Genomic DNA, 20860 nt, shown 5'->3' with positions numbered 1-20860 from the left:
ACAACACTCAGTTCGCCAGCACGACCCGGCCCAGCTCGGCCGGTGACGCCAGCAGGTCGTGCCTGGGCAGCACGCGCACCGTGTAGCCCACCGCGCCCGCGTGCGGCAACGGCACCTCGATCTCGTAGTTCCCGTTCCCCGCGTAACGCATCCCGTGCGTGACCACGTCGTACAGCTCGTCCGAGTCGCCGACGCGGCCCAGCGCCACCTGCACGTCCACCTCGGACGGCTCCAGCCCGGCCAGCTCGACCCGCGCCCGCACGGCCAGCGGAGAGCCGAGGTTCGGCGTGGCCGACCCGTTCAGCGACATCTCCGAGTCCAGCACCCGCACCCGCGTCCACGACGCCCGCAGCCGCTGCCGGTACGCCGCCAGCTCCTTCGCGCCGCGGAAGCCGTCGCCGACCACCGAGGCAGCCGACGACGCGGCGGGCGCGTACAGGTTCTCCACGTACTCGCGCACCATCCGGGACGCCTGCACCGCCGGGCCGAGCGACGCCAGCGTGTGCCGCACCATGGCCAACCACCGGTTCGGCACGCCGTCCTCGCCCCGGTCGTAGAACAGCGGCGCGACCTGGTTGCCGAGCAGGTCGTACAGCGCGGCGGCCTCCAGGTCGTCCCGCCGGGTCGGGTCGGTGACGCCGTCCGCGGTGGGGATGGCCCAGCCGTTGCTGCCGTCGTACAGCTCGTCCCACCAGCCGTCGCGGATCGACAGGTTCAGCCCGCCGTTCAGCGCCGACTTCATGCCGGACGTGCCGCACGCCTCCAGCGGGCGCATCGGGTTGTTCAGCCACACGTCGCAGCCCCAGTACAGGTACCGGGCCATGGACATGTCGTAGTCGGGCAGGAACACGATCCGGTGCCGCACGCCCGCGTCGTCGGCGAACCGCACGATCTGCTGGATCAACGCCTTGCCGCCGTCGTCCGCCGGGTGCGACTTGCCCGCGACGACCAGCTGCACCGGCCGTTCCGGGTGCAGCAGCAGCGCGCGCAGCCGGTCGGCGTCGCGCAGCATCAGCGTGAGCCGCTTGTACGTGGGCACGCGGCGGGCGAAGCCGACGGTCAGCACGTCCGGGTCGAACACCGAGTCGGTCCAGCCCAGCTCCAACGCGGACGCCCCTCGCTGCAACCACGACGCGCGCGTGCGGCGGCGGACCTCGCCGACGAGCTTGGCCCGCAGCTCGTCGCGCAGCTCCCACAGCCGCTGGTCGGTGACCGGCTCGAACCCGGACGCGCCGACGCCCGAGTCCTCGGAGTGGCCGAGGAGCCTGCTCATCTCGGTGGCGGCCCACGTCGGGCCGTGCACGCCGTTGGTGACCGAGCCGATCGGCACCTCGGACGTGTCGAAGCCGGGCCACAGGGCGCGGAACATGTCACGGCTCACGCGACCGTGCAGCTTGGACACGCCGTTGGCGCGCTGCGCGAGCCGCAGGCCCATGTGCGCCATGTTGAACAGGCCGGGGTTCTCCTCGGCGCCCAGGGCGAGGATGCGCTGGGTGTTCACGCCGGGCAGCAGCGTCTCCTGGCCGAAGTAGTGCTGCACGAGGTCGACGGGGAACCGGTCGATGCCCGCCGGCACGGGCGTGTGCGTGGTGAACACGGTGCCCGCGCGGACCGCCGCCAACGCCTGGTCGAAGTCCAGGCCCTCGACGGTGACCAGCTCGCGGATGCGCTCCAGGCCGAGGAACCCGGCGTGCCCCTCGTTGGTGTGGAACACCTCGGGCGCTGTGTGGCCGGTCAGCTCGCAGTAGGTGCGCACGGCCCGCACGCCGCCGATGCCGGCCAGGATCTCCTGCCGGATGCGGTGGTCCTGGTCGCCGCCGTAGAGGCGGTCGGTGACGCCGCGCAGGTCCTCGTCGTTCTCCTCGACGTCGGAGTCGAGGAGCAGCAGCGGGATGCGGCCGACCTGCGCCTTCCAGATCTTGGCCCGCAGCACCCGGTCGCCCGGCATGGCCACGTGCACCAGGATCGGGGCGCCGGACGGCTCGGTGAGCAGCTCCAGCGGCAGGCCGCGCGGGTCGAGGACGGGGTAGTGCTCGATCTGCCAGCCGTCGAGGCTCAGGCCCTGGCGGAAGTAGCCGGACCGGTAGAGCAGGCCGACGGCGATCAGCGGGACGCCCAGGTCGGAGGCGGCCTTCAGGTGGTCGCCCGCCAGCACGCCGAGGCCGCCGGAGTAGTTCGGCAGGGCCTCGGTGACGCCGAACTCCATGGAGAAGTAGGCGATCGCCTTCGGCAGGGGCTGGAGTTCGTAGTTCCCGTGCTCGCGGCGCTGTTGGACCTCGTCCTGGCGGCGCTGGAACCAGCGCGGCCCGGTCGTGTAGCGGTGCAGGTCGTCGGCCAGCGCGCGGGCGTGGGAGAGGAACTGCTCGTCGGCGGACAGCGCGTCGAGGCGTTCCGGCGCTACCACGGAGAGCAGGCGCAGCGGATCACCGCTGTCGGCCCACAGCACCGGGTCGACCGACGCGAACAGGTCCTGGGTCGGCTGGTGCCACGTCCAGCGCAGGTTCGTGGCGAGGGTGCCCAGGGCCGTCAACGGCTCGGGCAGGCTGGCTCGGACGGTGAACCGGCGAAGTGCTCGCATGGCGTCGGACCTTATCCCCCATCCAGCGGTGCGGGACAACGGTCACCCTGACCGATGCAGGGACCGATACAGCCTCACCTGCGGTTACGGGCTCCCTGGTGTTCTTTCGTACACAGGGCGCGAGTGCGGGCGCAACCGGCCTCGGAGCTGATCCGTCGCCCGAATGGTATCGGCGTGGCAACGGAGCGGTAACGATCAAGAGGTGGGATTCTGGCTCCCGCAGCAGGACGGAAGCCGTCACCACGTTAGTGATCCACCCAAAAGGGGTACGGACAATGAGGAGTCCCGGTGATGGCCCAACCGATCGCTGCGGGCAGACTTGCACGTGCACGCGTCACACCAGGTGAGAGGGGCGCTGCCGATGAGCGGACGACTCGGAATCGACGATGTCTCCCCGGCCGTGAGCAACGGTCGCTACCCGGCGAAAGCCGTGGTCGGCGAGCACGTTCCGGTCGAGGCGACGGTCTGGCGGGAAGGCCACGACGCCGTCGCCGCGACCGTCGCGTGGCGGGGGCCGAACGACCGGGTCGCCAGACAAACGCGCATGGTCCCGCACGGCGTCGGCCTCGACCGCTGGGCCGCCACGATCGTCCCGGACGTCGACGGCGCCTGGACGTTCCGCGTCGACGCCTGGAGCGACCCCTGGGCCACCTGGCTGCACGCCGTCGAGGTCAAGATCGCCGCCGGTCAGAGCGCCCACGAGCTGGAGAACGACCTGGAGTCCGGTGCGCGCCTGCTCGACCGCGTCAGCCGCCGACCGGACCGGCGCAAGGACAAGCCCCTGCTGGTCAACGCCGCGAAGGCGTTGCGCGACGAGAACCGCCCCTTGCCCGAACGGGTGGCGCCGGCCCTCGCCGGTGACGTGCGCCAGGTCATGCACGACCACCCGGTGCGCGAGTTGATCACCAAGGGCAGGCCGCACAAGGTGTGGGTCGACCGGAAGCGGGCGGCTTTCGGGTCCTGGTACGAGTTCTTCCCGCGCAGCACCGGCGGGGTGGACGAGTCCGGCGTCGCGGTGCACGGCACGTTCGTCACCGCCGCCAAGGAGCTCGACCGCGTCGCGGCGATGGGCTTCGACGTGGCCTACCTGCCCCCGATCCACCCGATCGGGCGGGTCAACCGCAAGGGCCCGAACAACACGCTCACCGCGACCGAGGACGACCCGGGCTCGACCTGGGCCATCGGCGCGGACGAGGGCGGGCACGACGCGATCCACCCGGAGCTCGGCACGATCGAGGACTTCGACGCGTTCGTGGCCCGCGCGCGGAAGCTCGACCTGGAGGTGGCGCTCGACCTGGCCCTCCAGTGCGCACCCGACCACCCGTGGGTGCTCAAGAGCCCGGACTGGTTCACCACCCGCCCGGACGGGTCCATCGCCTACGCGGAGAACCCGCCGAAGAAGTACCAGGACATCTACCCGGTCAACTTCGACAACGACCCGCAGGGCATCTACAACGAGGTGCTGCGCGTCGTGCTGCACTGGGTGGACCACGGTGTGCGGATCTTCCGGGTCGACAACCCGCACACCAAGCCGCCGGACTTCTGGGCGTGGCTCATCTGGGCCGTCAAGGACCGCCACCCGGACGTGCTGTTCCTGTCCGAGGCGTTCACCCGCCCCGCGCGCCTGTACGGGCTGGCGAAGCTCGGCTTCACGCAGAGCTACACCTACTTCACCTGGCGCACGACCAAGGAGGAGCTGACCGAGTTCGGCGCCGAACTGGTCGAGCACTGGGACGAGGCGCGGCCCAACCTGTTCGTCAACACACCGGACATCCTGCACGAATCGCTCCAGCACGGCGGTCCGGGGATGTTCGCCCTGCGCGCGGCGCTGGCGGCGACGATGGCGCCGACCTGGGGCGTGTACTCGGGCTACGAGCTGTTCGAGCACGAGGCCGTCCGACCGGGCAGCGAGGAGTACCTGAACTCCGAGAAGTACCAGCTCCGGCCCCGTGACTACGCCGCCGCGGTGGCGGAGGGCCGGTCGCTGGAACCGTGGTTGCGCAAGTTGAACGCGATCCGCCGGGCGCACCCGGCGTTGCAGCAGATGCGAACACTGCGGTTCCACCACGTCGACAACCCGGCGTTGATCGCCTATTCGAAGCAGGACCCGGGCACGAACGACACTGTCGTGGTCGTGGTCAACCTGGATCCGCACAACGCGCAGGACGGGACCGTCTGGCTGGACCTGCCCGCTCTCGGCGTCGACTGGCACGAGCGGCTGATCGCGCACGACGAGGTGTCCGGGGAGACCTGGGACTGGGGTCAGGCCAACTACGTGCGCCTGGAACCCTGGCGCGCCCCGGCGCACGTCGTGGCCGTTCAGCGCAGGTTCAGCGCGAGCTAGGAAAAAACCAGCCCGGTCCCCTTTACCCAGTCCCCGTGCCCGCCGAAGAGCACGAGGGACGATCGAACGCACCCCCGAAGAGGTGGGACGAGGTGGAGCACACATGCATGAAGAGGCCCGACCCGACGCGGCGCTGGTAGGTCTGGAGAACGTGCCGCACACCGGTGAGGCCATCGGCGCCGACGGTCTGCTGGTGGAGCCGCAGGCGGAGGACTTCCGGTCGGCCAAGCTCGTGCCGCGCGAGCGCGACTGGTTCAAGGGCGCGGTGTTCTACGAGGTGCTGGTGCGCGCGTTCAGCGACTCGAACGGCGACGGCACCGGCGACCTGCGCGGTCTCGCGTCCCGGTTGGACTACCTGGAGTGGCTCGGCGTCGACTGCCTGTGGCTGCCGCCCTTCTACGCGTCGCCGCTGCGCGACGGCGGGTACGACATCTCCGACTTCCGCGCGGTGCTGCCCGAGTTCGGTTCGGTCGAGGACTTCGTCTACCTGCTGGACGAGGCGCACCGCCGCGGCATCCGGGTGATCACCGACCTGGTCCTGAACCACACGAGCGACGCCCACCCGTGGTTCCAGCAGTCGCGCACCGACCCGGACGGCCCGTACGGCGACTACTACGTGTGGAGCGACGACGACCAGCGCTACGCGGACGCGCGGATCATCTTCGTCGACACGGAGTCCTCGAACTGGACGTACGACCCGGTGCGCGGCCAGTTCTACTGGCACCGGTTCTTCTCGCACCAGCCCGACCTGAACTTCGAGAACCCGCACGTGCAGGAGGCCATGCTGGACACCCTCCGGTTCTGGCTGGACCTGGGCATCGACGGGTTCCGGCTGGACGCCGTGCCGTACCTGTTCGAGCAGGAGGGCACGAACTGCGAGAACCTCCCGCGCACGCACGACTTCCTCAAGCGCTGCCGCAAGGTCGTCGACGACGAGTACCCCGGGCGGGTGCTCCTGGCCGAGGCGAACCAGTGGCCGTCGGACGTGGTGGAGTACTTCGGCAACCCCGAGGTCGGCGGCGACGAGTGCCACATGGCGTTCCACTTCCCGCTGATGCCGCGCATCTTCATGGCGGTGCGGCGCGAGTCGCGGTTCCCGATCTCGGAGATCCTGGCGCAGACGCCGCAGATCCCGGACGGCTGCCAGTGGGGCATCTTCCTGCGCAACCACGACGAGCTGACGCTCGAGATGGTGACCGACGAAGAGCGCGACTACATGTACACCGAGTACGCCAAGGACCCGCGGATGAAGGCCAACATCGGCATCAGACGCCGACTGGCCCCGCTGCTGGAGAACGACCGCAACCAGCAGGAGCTGTTCACCGCGATGCTGCTGTCCCTGCCCGGCTCGCCCGTCCTCTACTACGGTGACGAGATCGGCATGGGCGACAACATCTGGCTGGGCGACCGCGACGCGGTGCGGACGCCCATGCAGTGGACCCCGGACCGCAACGCGGGCTTCTCCGGCTGCGACCCCGGCCGGATCTACCTGCCGGTGATCATGGACCCGGTGTACGGCTACCAGGGGCTCAACGTCGAGGCGCAGCTGAACAACCAGTCGTCGCTGCTGCACTGGACCCGGCGGATGATCGAGGTGCGCAAGCAGCACCACGCGTTCGCCGCGGGCGACTTCACCGACCTCGGCGGCTCCAACCCCAGCGTGCTCGCCTACCGGCGGCGGTGGCGGCGGCCCGACGGCCACGAGGACGTCGTGCTGTGCGTCAACAACCTCTCGCGGTTCCCGCAGCCGGTCGAGCTGGACCTGTCGGAGCACCGGGGCAGCAGGCCCGTCGAGCTGACCGGCGGGGTGGTCTTCCCCACCGTGGGCGACCTGCCCTACCTGCTGACCCTGCCCGGTCACGGCTTCTACTGGTTCCAGCTCGTGGAAGCCGGCGACGACAGCGAGGCGAGGTGAGGGACGTGACCGAACCGCACGACCTGGTCGACAAGGTGATGACCGAGCTCCCCGAGTGGCTGCCGGCGCAGCGGTGGTTCGGCGGCAAGGACCGGCCGGTCACGTCGATCCGTCCACTTCGGACGTCCGTGCTGCGCGCCGAGGACCCGGTGCTGGTGCACCTGGTGGTCGAGGTGGAGCAGCCGGACCGCAAGGAGCCGTACCAGCTGCTGGTCACCGACCACGTGGAGAACCACGACGCGACGACCGTGCCGGAGCTGACCGGCGCGCTGCTCGACCTGATCGCCGAGGGCGCCCGGGTCGAGGGCCTGGTGTTCGAGCACGAGCCGGACGTGGAGATCACGACGGGCCTGCGCGGCCGGCCGATCACGTCCGAGCAGTCGAACACGTCGATCGTGTTCGGCAGCCAGTACATCCTCAAGCTGTTCCGCAAGCTGACCTACGGCGACAACCCGGACCTGGTGCTGCACCGCGCGCTGCGCCAGGTCGGCTGCGAGCACATCGCCCAGCCGCTCGGGTCGATCACCGGCCGGCTGGACGGGCACACCACCACGGTCGGCATGCTCCAGCAGTTCATGCCCGACGCGGTGGACGGCTGGGCGATGGCGACCACGAGCGTCCGCGACCTGATGGCCGAGGGCGACCTGCACGCGGACGAGGTCGGCGGCGACTTCGCCGGCGAGGCGCACCGGCTCGGCCAGGCCGTGGCGACGGTGCACGCGGACCTGGAGCGCGCGCTCGGCACCCAGCACGCGGACGCCGAGGACATCGACCGGACCGTGCGGGTGATGACCTCGCGGCTGGACGAGGTGGTCGCCGCGGTGCCGGAGCTGCGGCCCTACGTGCCCGCGCTGCGGGAGGCGTTCGAGCAGGCCAGGGAGACGCCGGACGCCGTCGTCACCCAGCACATCCACGGCGACCTGCACCTCGGTCAGGTGCTGCGCACCGTGCAGGGGTGGCTGCTGATCGACTTCGAGGGAGAGCCCGGCTCGCCCATCGCCGAGCGGACCGCGCTGCGCTCGCCCTTGCGCGACGTGGCGGGCATGCTGCGATCCTTCGACTACGCGGCGCACCAGCTGCTCGTGGGTCAGCCGGAGGACCACCAGCTGACCGTGCGGGCGTTGGAGTGGGCGCGGCGCAACCGCGCGGCCTTCACCGAGGGCTACGCGGAGGCGGCGGCCGAGTCCGTCGGAGACCCGCGCAAGCGCGGCCACCTGCTGCGGGCGTTCGAGCTGGACAAGGCCGTGTACGAGGTGGCCTACGAGCACGCGAACAGGCCGGAGTGGTTGACGGTCCCGTTGTCGTCGATCGCGCGGATCACTGGAGAGGGAGCGGTGCAGTCATGATCTCGCCCGAGGACGTCGACCGACTGCTGGCCGGGGCGCACCACGACCCGCACTCGGTGCTCGGCGTGCACCACGTCCCGGAGGGGGTGGTCGCGCGGGCGCTGCGCCCGGGCGCGTCCGCGGTGGCCGTGATGGCCGGTGACAAGCGCTTCGAGCTGGACCGGGTCACCGACGGGCTGTTCGCGGGCGAGCTGCCCGAGCACCCCGGTGACTACCGCCTGGAGGTCGAGTACGGCGGCACGACCGTGGAGGTCGACGACCCGTACCGGTGGCTGCCGACCGTCGGCGAGCTGGACCTGCACCTCATCGGCGAGGGCAGGCACGAGCGGCTGTGGGACGTCCTGGGCTCGCGGGTGCGCAGCTACGACACCCCGAACGGCACCGTCTCGGGCGTCTCGTTCGCCGTCTGGGCGCCGACCGCGCGCGGTGTGCGGGTGTGCGGCGACTTCGACGGGTGGGACGGCCGGGCCAACCCGCTGAGGTCGCTCGGCTCGTCCGGCGTGTGGGAGGTGTTCATCCCCGGCATCCCGGCGGGCACCCGGTACAAGTTCCGGATCCTCGGCCGGGACGGCGCGTGGCACGAGAAGGCCGACCCGATGGCGTTCGCCACCGAGAGGCCACCGGCCACGGCGTCCGTCGTCACCCGGTCGACCCACACCTGGGGCGACGCGGAGTGGGAGGCCAGGCGTGACGCCACCAAGTGGATCGACGCCCCGGTCTCCGTGTACGAGGTGCACCTCGGCTCCTGGCGGCATGACGTCGACGGGCACGGACTGGGGTACCGGGAGCTGGCCACCGAGCTGGCGGACTACGTGGTCGACGCCGGTTTCACGCACATCGAGCTGATGCCGGTGGCCGAGCACCCGTTCGGCGGGTCGTGGGGCTACCAGGTGACGTCGTACTACGCGCCGACCTCCCGGTTCGGGTCGCCCGACGACTTCCGGTTCTTCGTCGACACCCTGCACCAGCGGGGCATCGGCGTGATCATGGACTGGGTGCCCGCCCACTTCCCGCGCGACGCGTGGGCGCTGGCGAAGTTCGACGGCTCCGCGCTGTACGAGCACGAGGACCCGCGCCGGGGCGAACACCCCGACTGGGGCACGCTGGTGTTCGACTTCGGGCGCAACGAGGTGCGGAACTTCCTGGTCGCCAACGCCCTGTACTGGATCGAGGAGTTCCACATCGACGGCCTGCGTGTCGACGCGGTGGCCTCGATGCTGTACCTGGACTACTCGCGGCAGGAAGGCCAGTGGCTGCCCAACCAGTACGGTGGCCGGGAGAACCTGGACGCGGTGCGGTTCCTCCAGGAGCTGAACGCCACCGTCTACAAGCGCCACCCCGGCGTGGTGATGGTGGCGGAGGAGTCGACCGCGTGGCCGGGCGTCTCGCGGCCGACGCACCTCGGCGGGCTCGGGTTCGGGTTCAAGTGGAACATGGGGTGGATGCACGACTCGCTGCACTACCTGTCGCGCGAGCCCATCCACCGGTCCTACCACCACAACGAGATCACGTTCTCGCTGGTCTACGCGTGGAGCGAGAACTTCGTGCTGCCGCTGTCGCACGACGAGGTCGTGCACGGCAAGGGCTCGCTGTGGCAGCGGATGCCCGGCGACGACTGGAACAAGGCGGCCGGGCTGCGGTCGCTGCTGGCGTTCATGTGGGCACACCCCGGCAAGCAGCTGCTGTTCATGGGCGGCGAGTTCGGGCAGCGCGACGAGTGGTCGGAGGGCCGGTCGCTGGACTGGCACCTGCTGGAGTCGCCGCTGCACAAGGGCCTGCTCGGGCTGATCTCGGACCTGAACCGGGTCTACAAGGAGTCACCGGCCCTGTACAGCGCGGACAACAAGCCGGAGGGGTTCTCGTGGATCGACGCGAACGACTCGGCGGGGAACGTGCTGAGCTTCCTCCGGATCGGTGAGGACGGGTCGGTGCTCGCGTGCGTCGCGAACTTCGCCGGCATGCCGCACCACGACTACCGGATCGGCCTGCCGCTGGCCGGGCGGTGGCGCGAGGTGGTGAACACGGACTCGGAGGTGTACGGCGGCTCCGGTGTCGGGAACCTCGGCGGGGTGGTGGCGGAGGAGCAGCCGTGGCACGGGCGACCGGCTTCGGCGGTGCTCCAACTGCCGCCGGCGGGCGTCGTCTACCTGACCCCCGAGGGAAAAGGGACCGGCTGATCGATCCGGCGGCGGCGCCCGCCGTGCGATCCTTGATCGATGACGGGCGATGTGTGGGCGGTCGGCGAGGCTTACGAGGCGTACGTCGGGCGCTGGAGCCGTCCCGTGGCGGGGCTGTTCCTCGACTGGCTGGAGGTGCCGGCGGGCCGGCGCTGGCTGGACGTGGGGTGCGGCACCGGTGCGTTGACGGCCGCCGTGCTGCGGGTCGAGGAGCCGGCGAAAGTGGTCGGCGTCGACCCGTCCGAGGGGTTCCTGGGCACGGCGCGTGATCGGGTCTCGGACCGGCGGGCCCGGTTCCAGGCCGGTGACGCCCGGTCGCTGCCGTTCGCCGATGACGAGTTCGACGCGGTCGTCGGTGGCCTGTCGCTCAACTTCGTGCCCGACCCCGGCCGGGCGCTGGCCGAGTTCGCCAGGGTCACCGCGCCGGGCGGTGTCGTCGCGGCGTACGTGTGGGACTACGCCGACGGCATGGCGATCACGCGGTGCTTCTGGGACGCCGCCACCTACCTCGACCCCGCCGCGCACGACCTGGACGAGGGCCGGCCGGTTCCCGCTGTGCCGGCCGGAGCCCCTGCGGGCCTTGTGGGCCGGGGCGGGCCTGGGTGCGGTGGAGGTGAAGGCGCTGGTGGTGCCGACCGTGTTCGCCGACTTCGAGGACTACTGGCGGCCGTTCCTCGGCGGTCAGGGCCCGGCACCCGCGTACACCGCGTCCCTGCCGGAGGACCGCCGCCGAGCCCTCCGCGAGCTCCTCCGCACCCGCCTGCCCACCAACACCGACGGCTCCATCCCCCTCACCGCCCGTGCCTGGGCGGTGAGGGGGACCACCGCGTCCTGACGTCAAGGCCCGGCGGACCCGCGCAACTTTCCCGGGCCTCGGTGCCAAGGGGACCTCAACAGGGGGTCGGGGCAGGCACAATGGACGGATGCGGCTCGCATCGGCTCGGCTGGTCCTGCTGACGACAACCCTGCTGCTGGTCACCACCGCGTGCGCCCAACTGGTACCGGGCAGGCCGACGGCCGGCGAGTCCGTCACCAGGGGCACGGTCGACCCGAGCTTCATCCGGGGCACCGACGGCGGCACCATCGACCAGCTCGCGGCGACCGCCATCACCGACATCGACACGTTCTGGGAAGAGGCCTTCCCGCAGACGTTCGACAAGGCGTGGCAGCCGCTGGAAGGCGGCATCTACTCGGTCGACACTGCGGACCCGTCCGCCAAGCCGCCGCCGTGCACCGAGAAGGCCTCCGACGTCGAGGGCAACGCGTTCTACTGCCCCAGCGCCGACGCCATCGCCTGGGACCGCGCCGCGCTGCTGCCCGTCCTCCGGGACGGCTACGGCGACGCCGCCGTGGTGATCGTGCTGGCCCACGAGATGGGCCACGCCGTGCAGAACCGGATGGGCATCACCCCGGAAGCCGAACGCCGCGAACCGCAGCGGTTCCCCACGATCCTCACCGAGGCGATGGCCGACTGCTTCGCGGGCGCGTTCGTGAAGTGGGTGAACGACGACAAGTCCGAGCACCTGGACATCGGCTCGGACACGCTGGACGCGGCGCTCGGCGCGCTGATCACGTTCCGCGACCCGGTCGGCACGTCGGCCGACGACCGGTCCGCGCACGGCAACGCGTTCGACCGGGTGTCCGCGTTCCAGGACGGCTACCAGCAGGGCGTCGAGTTCTGCGCGGCCATGTCGGTGGACAACCGGGCGTTCACCCAGCAGGCGTTCACCACCGCCGACGACCGCGACCGGGGCGGCAACCTGCCGTTCGACGAGATGCTGGAGTTCGTCACGCCCGACCTGAACGACTACTACGAGAGCCTGACCACGCAGGCGGGCAAGACGTGGGCCGACCCGAAGGCCACCCCCACCGAGGAGGAGCCGGACTGCTCCGGCGACCAGGGCCCGGTGGCGTACTGCCCGGCGGACAAGGCGGTGGAGTTCGAGGTCAAGGCGGACCTGCCCGAGCTGCACGCCGAGATCGGCGACTACGCGACGGGCGTGCTGCTGGCCAGCCGGTACGCGATGGCGGCGATGGCGGCCATGGGCGTCGAGGTCGAAGGCGAGGAGGCGGCGACCACGGCGTTGTGCCTGGCCGGCGCGTACACGCGGGAGGTGTTCGTCCGGCAGAAGGGGTTCGGGTTGTCGCCCGGCGACCTGGACGAGGCGGTCCGCGTGCTGCTCGCGTACGACTACGCGGCGCGGGACGCGACGGGGTCCGCGGCGCTCGATCCGGGGTTCAAGCGGGTCGACGTGTTCCGCGGCGGTGTCATGGAGGGAACGAAAGCCTGCGGTTTGGCGTAGTCGGGCGGGCCGGCCAAGTAGGGTGCGCACTCGGATCGGCACGGACCTGGGATGGGGCTTGGGCATGGCTCGACGGGCTTGGGTAGCTGCGACGCTCGTCGCCGCGTTGGCGTTGACCGGGTGCACCCAGGTCGTGAGCGGATCGGGCCGGTCCGAGCGGCCGGACGTCACCAAGGTGGCCGGGTTGGACATCACCACCGGTGAGAGCGGCGCGAAGCCCGGTGTGGCGGACGCCGACCTCCAGGTCGAAGGTGGCGACGGCGGTGAGATGGACCGGCTCGCGATCAACACGCTGGCCGACGTCGAGGAGTACTGGACCGAGCAGCTTCCCGCCCGGTTCGACAAGGAGTTCCAGCCGGTGAAGCGGCTGGTGTCGTATGACTCCAACGGCAAGGGCGTCGACATCTGCCGCACGAACACGGCGGGGGTGGCGAACGCGTTCTACTGCTCGCTGGACGACTCGATCGCGTGGGACCGCGGTGAGCTGCTGCCGATGCTGGACGACGCGTTCGGGCCCATGTCGGTGGTGACCGTGCTGGCGCACGAGATGGGTCACGCCATCCAGTACAAGCTCGGTGACGTCGGCGGGATCAACCAGGCCACGCCGTCGATCATCAAGGAGCAGCAGGCCGACTGCTACGCGGGCAACTTCTTCCGGTGGGTGGCCGAGGGCAAGTCCAAGCACTTCCGGATCTCGACCGGGCCCGGGTTGAACCAGGTGCTGGCGACGATGTTCTTCATCCGGGACGCGGCGGGGACGTCCGCCGAGAAGCAGGGCGCGCACGGCAGCGCGTTCGACCGGGTGGCGGCGTTCCAGTTCGGGTTCGCCGGTGATCCGACGCGGTGCGCGCAGATCGACGAGGCGGAGATCAAGGCGCGGATCACGCAGCAGAAGTTCGACTCGAAGGACCAGGACACCGGGCAGGGCAAGGGCAACCTGAAGGTGGACGACCAGAAGTCGCTGGACCTGCTCGAGGAGTCGTTGAAGGAGGCGTACAAGCAGTCCGGCGCGACCCCGCCGTCGTTGTCGGACTCCGGGGCGGACTGTCCCGACGTCTCCGAGACGTCGCCCGCTTCGTACTGCCCGGCGACGAACTCGATCTCGATCGACCTGCCCGACCTGGTGAAGATCGGGACGCCGCCGAAGCGCGGGCAGAAGGGCGGTATCGGCGACTTCGCCGCGTTCGCCGAGGTGGCGTCGCGGTTCGCGTTGTCGATCCAGAAGGCGACCGGGTACGGGTTGGAGGGGCCGGCGGCGGGGTTGCGCACGGCTTGCCTGACCGGGGCCTGGGCCGGGACCACGACTCAGACCGGTGCGCGGCTGCGGTTGTCGTCCGGTGACCTGGACGAGGCGGTGGCGGAGCTGCTGGCCGACAAGAGCCTGATCGCCGCTGACGTGAACGGGACCGTCGTGCCGTCCGGGTTCGCCCGCGTGGAGGCGTTCCGCGACGGCTTCTACCAGGGCTCGGGCCTCTGCACCCGCAAGTACTCCGGCTGACCTCCCTCGAGCCGTCGGCTCGGGCACCGCGACCCGGCGCACGTCAGCGTGGCCGGTGCGCAGACCAACGTGGCCCGGCGCGGGTCGGCATCAGCCAACGTCAACCGGTGCAGGTCGGCGTCAACCGGTGCACAGGCCGGCGCGAGCCGGCGTCAGCCAGCGCGCAGGCCGGCATGAGCCTGCGCGCCGGCCGACATCAGCCGAAGCGCGAGTCGGCGCCCAGTTCAGGTCAGGTCGGGTCAGGTCGGGTCAGTAGAGGGCGCTGGCCAGGTTGCGGCGGGCCTTCGCCACTCGTTCGTCGTCCGGCGGGAACAGTTCGAACAGGTTCACGAGGTGTTCGCGGACCCGGTCGCGATCGTCGCCGTAGACCCGGCGGACGGTGTCGATCAGGCGCTTGAACGCCTTCTCCACGTCGTTGGTCGCCAGCTCCAGATCAGCGGCGGCCAGTTGGGCGTCCAGGTCGTCCGGGTTCCCGTCGGCCTTCGCGATGGCGTCCGACGGCACGGCCTCGGCCCGCGCCGTGAACCGGACCTGCGCCAGCGCCGCCTTGGCCTCGACGTTCGCCGGTTCGGCCGCCAGGATGGCCTCGTACGCGGCCTCCGCGGCGGCGAAGTCGCCCTGCTCGAAGGCTTCCTCCGCGGCCGTGAAACGCGAATCCTCCGGCTCGGCCACCGGCTCGTCACCGGCGGGCGACGCGGTGCGGTTCGCTTCCGCCGCCTTGATGCCCGGCAGACGATCACGCAGGGCGTCCAGCAGCCGGTCGATCCACTGGCCGAACTCGGCCTCCGACAGCGGGCCGGCGAACGCGTCGATGGGCTGGCCACCGGCGATCGCCACCACGGTCGGCACCGACTGCACGCCGAACGCCTGGCCGATCCGCGGGTTCGCGTCCAGGTCGACCCTGGCGAGCAGCCACGTGCCGCCGCCCGCCTTGGCGGCGCGTTCTAGCACCGGTGAGAGCTGGCCCGCCTCGGGGCTCCACGTCGCGGTCAACTCGACCACGACCGGCACGTCCAGGGAGCGCTCGACAACCGACTGGAACGTCGCCTCGGTGACGTCCAGCACCCACGGGCTCGGACCGGCGTCCGAACCTCCGGCCCCGCCCGGCGGCGGGGGTGGGGCGGTGGCGCGCTGCCTCGCGGCGTCGGCTCGGGCCTTCAGCGCGCCGAGGTCGACCGCCCCGGACAGCGCGGCGGACATTGCGGCGGTCTTTCGGGGGTCTGGCCTTGTCACGCCTTCCATCCTGGCACGAGACCGACCGCAGGACGCGCGCGGCTAGCCGGGGAGTTGCGCGACCGGGTCGATCGCCATCGGGTTCGTCCGCATGGCCTCGTTCAGGTGCCCCAACCGGCGGGCGATCGGGGTCATCAGGGCGACGAACCGGGCGGTGCCCGCCTCACCCAGGACGTCCCACGGGCGGGCGGCGGCCTCGTCGGTCCGGCGTTCGACGTCCTCGCGCAGCGCCCGACCGGCCGACGTGAGCCCGTCGTCGAACAGGCCGCGCCCGGTGAGCGACGCTTCGGCTTCCCGCCACTCCTCCTCCGACCAACCCCGCGCCACCCGCATGTACGCCGGGTCGATGTTCTTGTCCGCGCTGAACAGCACCAACGTCTCGCACGGGGTCAGGTCGGCGGCCACCAGAGCGGCGATGTGGCCGTCACCCCGCGACTCGCGCAACGTCGTGCACGCCTGCCACAGCGCGAGGTGCGGCTCGTCGGGGACGGGCAGGGCGCGGTTCGCCGCGGCCAGCACCCGGCCCGCGATCTGCGCCGCGTCGGCGGACTCGCCGGCCAGGTCGGCGGCCTCGGCGACGTCCAGGTTCTCCAGCATCCGGCGCAGCGCCCGGTCGACGCCCTCCAGCCGGGCGTCGAGGAACCGGGCCGGGTCGGCCACCTGCCACGCGTCGGGCAGCGCACGCGCCACCATGCGCGGGTGGAAGCTGTAGAACGCGGCGGTGACGATCTCCGGCGGAACGGCGCCGAGCGGTGCCGCGCGCTGGGCGAAGTAGCCCATCCAGCCGCCCTTGCAGCCCAGCGCGTCGGTGACCGCCCGCGACTCCGGCGAGAAGTACGTCACGTCGTGGTAGGTCTCGAAGCGCAACCACAGATCCCGGGGCGTCATGCCCCGCAACTTACCGACGACTCACCCCTCGCCGGCCAGGTGACGTTCGACCCGTTCCACCTTGGCAGTCAACTGGCCCGTGAAGCCCGGCCGGATGTCCGCTTTGAGCACGAGGCTCACCCTCGGCGCGGTGGCCTGCACGACCTCCGTCGCCTTCTTCACCACCGCCATCACCTCGTCCCACTCGCCCTCCACCAGCGTGAACATGGCGTTGGTCTCGTTGGGCAGGCCGGACTCCCGGACCACCCGCACGGCCTCGGCGACGGCCGCGGCCACGCTGTCGGACTCCCCGCCGAGCGGGCTGACGCTGAACGCGACGAGCACTACTGCCTCCTGCGTGTCGGTACCCACTGGTAGCTTCGGCGCATGACGTCGCAGCCGTTGCCGTTCGACCCCATCGCGCGCGCCGCCGAGCTGTGGGAGAAGCGGATCGGTCCGTCGACGGCGATGGCGGCGGTCACCAGCGTCATGCGAGTACAGCAGATCATCCAGTCCGCTGTGGACGCCGCCCTCAAGCCGCACGGGTTGACGTTCGCGCGGTTCGAGGCACTGGTGCTGCTGACGTTCGCCCGCACGGGCAGCCTGCCGATGCGGGTCATGGGCGAGCGCCTCCAGCTGCACCCGACGAGCGTCACGAACATCGTGGACCGGCTGGAGGCGGACGGGCTGGTGCGCCGCAACCCGCACCCGACCGACCGCCGCACCACGCTGGTGGAGATCACCGAGGCGGGGCACAGCAGGCGTGAGGCCGCGACGGAAGCCGTGACGAGCGTCGACTTCGGGTTGCGCGGGCTGACCGACCGGCAGACCGAGCAGCTGACGGACCTGCTGGCGAAGGTCCGCCGCGCGGTCGGCGACTTCGAGGACTGAGCTCGCAGCCACGGGCCGCAGCCTCAGGCCGCAGCGTCGGATCGCGGGCTGAGTTCGCAGCCTCGGGTCGCGGGCAAATCCGCTCGACACAAGTCGGCGGCACGGCCACCCTCCACCCATGCGGGAGGTCAGGGCTCTGGTGACGGTCGGCGGTCGGTACGTGGGCGAGGCCGACCCGTTCACGGTGGACAGCCCGTGGTGGAACGACGTACAGCCCGTGACCGAGCACTTGGACCGCGTGCTGGGCGTGACGACGTGCGTGCTGCGGCTGGTCGGCACGACGTCACCGGCGATGCGCGACGGCGTGGTGACGTACCAGGTGGAGGCCGACCGCGTGCCGGACGGCTTGTCCTCGACCGGGCGGCACGAGTTCCCGGACCACCCGTTGCGGTTGCCGTGGGCCCGGCCCGGTGGTCCGGCGGCGCTGGTCGAGTGGGCGCGGCGGCACGTCGACGTGACCGGGCCGCCCGTGCAGGTGAAGACGTGGAACCTGTCGTGCCTGTACCGACTGCCGACGGCTTCCGGTGCGGTGTGGGCCAAGGCGACGCCGCCGTTCCTGGCGGACGAGGGCGCGGTGATCCGGCTGGTGGCGTCGGTCGACCCGTCGTTGACGCCCGCGTTGATCGCGTCGGAGTCCGGCCGGGTGCTGCTGGGTGAGGCGTCCGGGGTGGACTGCTGGCAGCCGGGCGAGGAGGTGGTCGAGCGGATCGTGCCGCGGTGGGTCGCGGTGCAGGCGGCGTCGGCCGGTGTGCCGAGGTTGCGTGCGCGCGGGGTGTCGATGCCCGATTTCGGGTTGCCGGACACGGTGCTGCACGGCGATTTCCACCCCGGCAACTGGCGGTCCGGCGGTGTGGTGCTCGACTGGGGTGACGCGCACTGGGGCCACCCGGCGTTGGACGCGGCGCGGCTGATCGGGTTCGTGGCGCCGGAGATCCGTCCGGCGATCGAACGTGCGTGGGTCGAGGCGTGGCTGAGCCACTACCCGTCGAGCGATCCGGTGGGTGCGCTGCGGCACGCGCGGCCGGCGTCACACCTCGTGGCCGCGTTGGTGTACCAGGAGTTCCTGGACAACATCGAGCCGAGCGAGCGCGTCTACCACCTCGGTGACCCGGAAGCGGAGTTGGCACGCGCCCGGTCGCTAGCGCTCTGAAACGTCGCGGTCCGAACGTCGGTCGCAGGCAGGCTGGACGTCAGTCGCCGGCGGTCCGGGTTTCGTCCAGCCGCCCGGTCCGGTTGGCCCAGCGCTCGAACACCACGGTGCCGAACGGCGGGATGCTCGCGACCAGGCCCAGGACGAGCGTCCGGCGGTCCCAGCGCTGCGCCAGCATCAGCGTCACGAGGACGTAGCCGACGAAGATCGCGCCGTGCACCGGGCCGAAGATCTTCACGCCGATCTCGTTGCCGACCACGACGTACTTGAAGAACATGCCGATCAGCAGACCGGCCCATGACACCGCCTCGGCCATGGCGAGGAGCCGGAACCGACCAACAGCGCTGCTGAACATGTCACCCATTGTGGGCAGTGACGGCCCTCACCACCCCTCCACCCCCGTGAGTCCTACGTTCCGGTCGCGTGAGTCCTACGTTCGGAACAGGTGAGTTCAACGCTCAGAACGCCGGAACGCCTCCGACGGGTGACTCCCCAGCGATCCCGGGCGTGACCTCACGCGTTCTGAGCGTTGAACTCGGGGGTCCTGAACGTAGGACTCACGCGTCCTGAACGTAGGACTCACGGTTAGTCTTCCCAGCGGAAGAGGCGGGCGGCCAGGAAGCCGACCACGAGGGTGAAGCCGATCAGGACCGCGGACGGGAGCAGGAGGGCTTCGACGCCCTTGCCGCGGACCAGGACGTCCAGCATGCCGTCGTTCATGTGCCGCAACGGGAACACGTTGGACACGACCTGGAGCCAGCCCGGCGCGTTCTCCACCGGGAAGAACGTGCCGGACAGGAACGCCATCGGCAGGATGATGATGTTCGCCGCGCCGGACGCCGCTTCCTCCGTCTTGCAGAACGCCCCGACCAGCATCCCGATCGCGAAGAACGCCGTGGTGCCCAGCACCAGCAGCGGCAACGCCAGGTACCACTGACCGGTCAGCTTGAGCCCGAACATCGGCAGCATCGCGACCGCCACGAACACGACACCCTGCGCCACCGCCGTGCCCACGCTCACCAGCACGCGGGACGAGAGCACGGTCGTCGCGCTCACCGGCGCCAGCCGGATCCGCCGCAGCACCTGCTTCTTCCGCCACGACACCATGGTCAGCGCCGCGCCGAACACGCCCGAGATCGAGATCGCCCACGACAGGATGCCCGGCGTGAGGTACTGGATCGGCTTGAGCGACGCGTCCTCGACCGGCTTGGCCTCCAGCGTGAACCGGGGCGTGACCTGCGCCTCGCCGAGGTTGATCTTGTCGACCACGCCGGACACGATGCCGAGCACGGTGCCCGCCGCGACCTGGTCGCTGGCCGCGAACGTCACGTCGACCCGGTCACCGTTCACGACCACCGCCGCGGGCAGGTCGCCGTCGTTCACCTTCTGCCGCGCGGTCGCCTCGTCGCCGTACTTCTCGAGCTCCAGCGCGCCGGTCTGCTCCAGCGCCGACAGCACCGGTCCCTCGCCGACGGCCGCGATCTTCGTCTTGTCGCTGCCCGCGTCGCTGAACAGCAGTCCGAACACGACCAGGAACATCAGCGGGAACAGGAAGACGAAGAACAACGTCATCTTGTCCCGCAGGAAGCCCTTGACCATGGCTGACGACAGGCTCTTGAAGGCGGTCATGCGCGGTACTCCCGTCCGGTCAGGTCGAGGAACACGTCCTCCAACGTGGCCGTGCGCACCTGGAGCCCGTCCAGGGTGCCGCGGTCGGCGAGCGCCGACAGGACCGGCGCGGGCTTGCGGGTGGAGATGGTCAGCGAGACCTCGTCCTCCTGCGCGTCCTCGACGCCGGTGATGTCGCGGGCCGCCTCACGTGTGAGCACGCCCTTCTGGAGCACGACGTGCGTCGGCGCGTTCAGGCCGCGGACCAGCGTCGCGGGGGCGTCCATGGCGAGGATCCGGCCCCGGTCCATGATCGCCACCCGGTCGCACAGGATCTCGGCCTCGTCCAGGTAGTGCGTCGTGTAGACGATGGTCTTGCCCCGCGCCTGGATCGCGCGCAGCACGTCCCACAGGTTGCGCCGGGCCTGCGGGTCCAGCGCCGCGGTCGGTTCGTCCAGGAACACGATGTCCGGGTCGTGCACCAGCGCGCACGCGATCGACAGCCGCTGCCGCTGGCCCCCGGACAGCTTGTTCTCCTGCACGTCCGCCTTGTCGGTCAGGCCGACCAGTTCGAGCATGTCGTCGGCGGTCTGCCTGCTCACCCCGTACAGCGACCCGAACGTCTGCAACTGCTCCCGCGCGGTCAGCTTCTCGAAGAAGCTGGACGCCTGGAGCTGCACGCCGATCTTCGGCAGCAGCTTCGGGTTGCGCGGCCACGGTTCCTCGCCGAGCAGCGTCACGTGCCCGGCGTCCGCCTTGCGCAGCCCTTCGACGATCTCCAGCGTGGTGGTCTTGCCTGCGCCGTTCGGCCCCAGGATGCCGAAGAACTCCCCCTCGGCGACGGTGAACGAAACCCCGTCGACCGCCTTCAGCTCGCCGTAGTTCTTTCTGATGTCCGCAACCACGACGGCCGGTATGCGTGCCCCTGTCATGGCTGGACGGTAATGGGC

Annotated in this window: 16 protein-coding genes and 1 pseudogene; 10 read left to right on the top strand and 7 right to left on the bottom strand. The window is 70.8% G+C overall.

The features are described from left to right. Positions 1–7: 7 nt before the first annotated feature. Complete coding sequence (glgP, locus tag OQ02_RS07175; RefSeq protein WP_033437504.1) at positions 8–2578, bottom strand: alpha-glucan family phosphorylase; 2571 nt, start codon at positions 2576–2578, stop codon at positions 8–10. Positions 2579–2939: 361 nt separating this feature from the next. Here glgP and OQ02_RS07170 point away from each other — a divergent pair, with 361 nt between their 5' ends. The 8 genes and pseudogenes from OQ02_RS07170 (at position 2940) to OQ02_RS07140 (ending at position 14161) form a co-directional block, all read left to right on the top strand. After that, a complete protein-coding gene (locus tag OQ02_RS07170; RefSeq protein WP_033437503.1) occupies positions 2940–4922 on the top strand; it encodes an alpha-1,4-glucan--maltose-1-phosphate maltosyltransferase in 1983 nt (660 codons plus the stop codon). A gap of 103 nt (positions 4923–5025) precedes the next feature. Then, positions 5026–6837, top strand: coding sequence for a maltose alpha-D-glucosyltransferase (treS, locus tag OQ02_RS07165; protein ID WP_033437502.1), 1812 nt, complete (start codon positions 5026–5028; stop codon positions 6835–6837). Between the two features lie 5 nt (positions 6838–6842). Continuing rightward, on the top strand, positions 6843–8183 hold the full coding sequence (locus tag OQ02_RS07160) for a maltokinase N-terminal cap-like domain-containing protein (protein ID WP_033437927.1): 1341 nt from the start codon (positions 6843–6845) through the stop codon (positions 8181–8183). Continuing rightward, positions 8180–10360, top strand: a complete 2181-nt coding sequence (gene glgB / locus OQ02_RS07155) for a 1,4-alpha-glucan branching protein GlgB (RefSeq protein WP_033437501.1) — start codon at positions 8180–8182, stop codon at positions 10358–10360. The genes OQ02_RS07160 and glgB overlap by 4 nt, the downstream gene beginning before the upstream one ends. A gap of 39 nt (positions 10361–10399) precedes the next feature. Beyond that, positions 10400–10768: pseudogene (locus tag OQ02_RS45595) on the top strand (class I SAM-dependent methyltransferase); the annotation flags it as partial. A gap of 172 nt (positions 10769–10940) precedes the next feature. Continuing rightward, a complete protein-coding gene (locus OQ02_RS45590) occupies positions 10941–11195 on the top strand; it encodes a hypothetical protein (protein WP_231499943.1) in 255 nt (84 codons plus the stop codon). A gap of 88 nt (positions 11196–11283) precedes the next feature. Then, positions 11284–12663, top strand: a complete 1380-nt coding sequence (locus OQ02_RS46625; RefSeq protein WP_033437500.1) for a neutral zinc metallopeptidase — start codon at positions 11284–11286, stop codon at positions 12661–12663. Between the two features lie 64 nt (positions 12664–12727). Further along, a complete protein-coding gene (locus tag OQ02_RS07140) occupies positions 12728–14161 on the top strand; it encodes a neutral zinc metallopeptidase (RefSeq protein ID WP_033437926.1) in 1434 nt (477 codons plus the stop codon). A gap of 249 nt (positions 14162–14410) precedes the next feature. Here OQ02_RS07140 and OQ02_RS07135 read toward each other — a convergent pair whose 3' ends face one another. From OQ02_RS07135 to OQ02_RS07125, 3 genes are read right to left on the bottom strand one after another with little or no spacing between them, the layout of a single operon-like run. Beyond that, positions 14411–15394: a tetratricopeptide repeat protein gene (locus OQ02_RS07135; protein WP_033437499.1), complete on the bottom strand. Its 984-nt coding sequence runs from the start codon at positions 15392–15394 to the stop codon at positions 14411–14413. A gap of 42 nt (positions 15395–15436) precedes the next feature. Beyond that, positions 15437–16282 (bottom strand): SCO6745 family protein, encoded by an 846-nt coding sequence (locus OQ02_RS07130; protein WP_033437498.1) that lies wholly within the window; start codon positions 16280–16282, stop codon positions 15437–15439. Between the two features lie 21 nt (positions 16283–16303). Then, positions 16304–16606, bottom strand: a complete 303-nt coding sequence (locus OQ02_RS07125; protein WP_033437497.1) for an MTH1187 family thiamine-binding protein — start codon at positions 16604–16606, stop codon at positions 16304–16306. 42 nt (positions 16607–16648) lie between these two features. Between OQ02_RS07125 and OQ02_RS07120 the strand changes: the two genes are divergently transcribed. Both OQ02_RS07120 and OQ02_RS07115 read left to right on the top strand, forming a co-directional pair. After that, a complete protein-coding gene (locus tag OQ02_RS07120; protein WP_033437496.1) occupies positions 16649–17152 on the top strand; it encodes a MarR family winged helix-turn-helix transcriptional regulator in 504 nt (167 codons plus the stop codon). Positions 17153–17270: 118 nt separating this feature from the next. Next, positions 17271–18302: a phosphotransferase gene (locus OQ02_RS07115; protein WP_063747025.1), complete on the top strand. Its 1032-nt coding sequence runs from the start codon at positions 17271–17273 to the stop codon at positions 18300–18302. A gap of 40 nt (positions 18303–18342) precedes the next feature. On the opposite strand, the gene OQ02_RS07110 is transcribed toward OQ02_RS07115, so the two are convergent. The 3 genes from OQ02_RS07110 to OQ02_RS07100 form a co-directional block, all read right to left on the bottom strand. Continuing rightward, positions 18343–18657: a DUF3817 domain-containing protein gene (locus OQ02_RS07110; RefSeq protein WP_033437924.1), complete on the bottom strand. Its 315-nt coding sequence runs from the start codon at positions 18655–18657 to the stop codon at positions 18343–18345. A 230-nt stretch (positions 18658–18887) separates the two neighbouring features. Beyond that, on the bottom strand, positions 18888–19931 hold the full coding sequence (locus OQ02_RS07105; protein WP_033437495.1) for an ABC transporter permease: 1044 nt from the start codon (positions 19929–19931) through the stop codon (positions 18888–18890). After that, complete coding sequence (locus OQ02_RS07100; RefSeq protein WP_033437494.1) at positions 19928–20842, bottom strand: ABC transporter ATP-binding protein; 915 nt, start codon at positions 20840–20842, stop codon at positions 19928–19930. The genes OQ02_RS07105 and OQ02_RS07100 overlap by 4 nt, the downstream gene beginning before the upstream one ends. Positions 20843–20860: the final 18 nt, after the last annotated feature.

The organism is Saccharothrix sp. NRRL B-16314 (genome assembly GCF_000716595.1).
Taxonomy (GTDB): domain Bacteria; phylum Actinomycetota; class Actinomycetes; order Mycobacteriales; family Pseudonocardiaceae; genus Actinosynnema.
Note: the sequence above shows the minus strand (reverse complement) of the source record. Positions and strands in the feature narration are given on the sequence as shown.

Excerpts from the sequence above, each read along its gene's own strand:
- glgP (WP_033437504.1), bottom strand. The coding sequence starts at position 2,578 with ATGCGAGCACTTCGCCGGTTCACCGTCCGAGCCAGCCTGCCCGAGCCG.
- OQ02_RS07170 (WP_033437503.1), top strand. The coding sequence starts at position 2,940 with ATGAGCGGACGACTCGGAATCGACGATGTCTCCCCGGCCGTGAGCAAC.
- treS (WP_033437502.1), top strand. The coding sequence starts at position 5,026 with ATGCATGAAGAGGCCCGACCCGACGCGGCGCTGGTAGGTCTGGAGAAC.
- glgB (WP_033437501.1), top strand. The coding sequence starts at position 8,180 with ATGATCTCGCCCGAGGACGTCGACCGACTGCTGGCCGGGGCGCACCAC.
- OQ02_RS46625 (WP_033437500.1), top strand. The coding sequence starts at position 11,284 with ATGCGGCTCGCATCGGCTCGGCTGGTCCTGCTGACGACAACCCTGCTG.
- OQ02_RS07140 (WP_033437926.1), top strand. The coding sequence starts at position 12,728 with ATGGCTCGACGGGCTTGGGTAGCTGCGACGCTCGTCGCCGCGTTGGCG.
- OQ02_RS07130 (WP_033437498.1), bottom strand. The coding sequence starts at position 16,282 with ATGACGCCCCGGGATCTGTGGTTGCGCTTCGAGACCTACCACGACGTG.
- OQ02_RS07120 (WP_033437496.1), top strand. The coding sequence starts at position 16,649 with ATGACGTCGCAGCCGTTGCCGTTCGACCCCATCGCGCGCGCCGCCGAG.
- OQ02_RS07115 (WP_063747025.1), top strand. The coding sequence starts at position 17,271 with ATGCGGGAGGTCAGGGCTCTGGTGACGGTCGGCGGTCGGTACGTGGGC.
- OQ02_RS07110 (WP_033437924.1), bottom strand. The coding sequence starts at position 18,657 with ATGTTCAGCAGCGCTGTTGGTCGGTTCCGGCTCCTCGCCATGGCCGAG.
- OQ02_RS07105 (WP_033437495.1), bottom strand. The coding sequence starts at position 19,931 with ATGACCGCCTTCAAGAGCCTGTCGTCAGCCATGGTCAAGGGCTTCCTG.
- OQ02_RS07100 (WP_033437494.1), bottom strand. The coding sequence starts at position 20,842 with ATGACAGGGGCACGCATACCGGCCGTCGTGGTTGCGGACATCAGAAAG.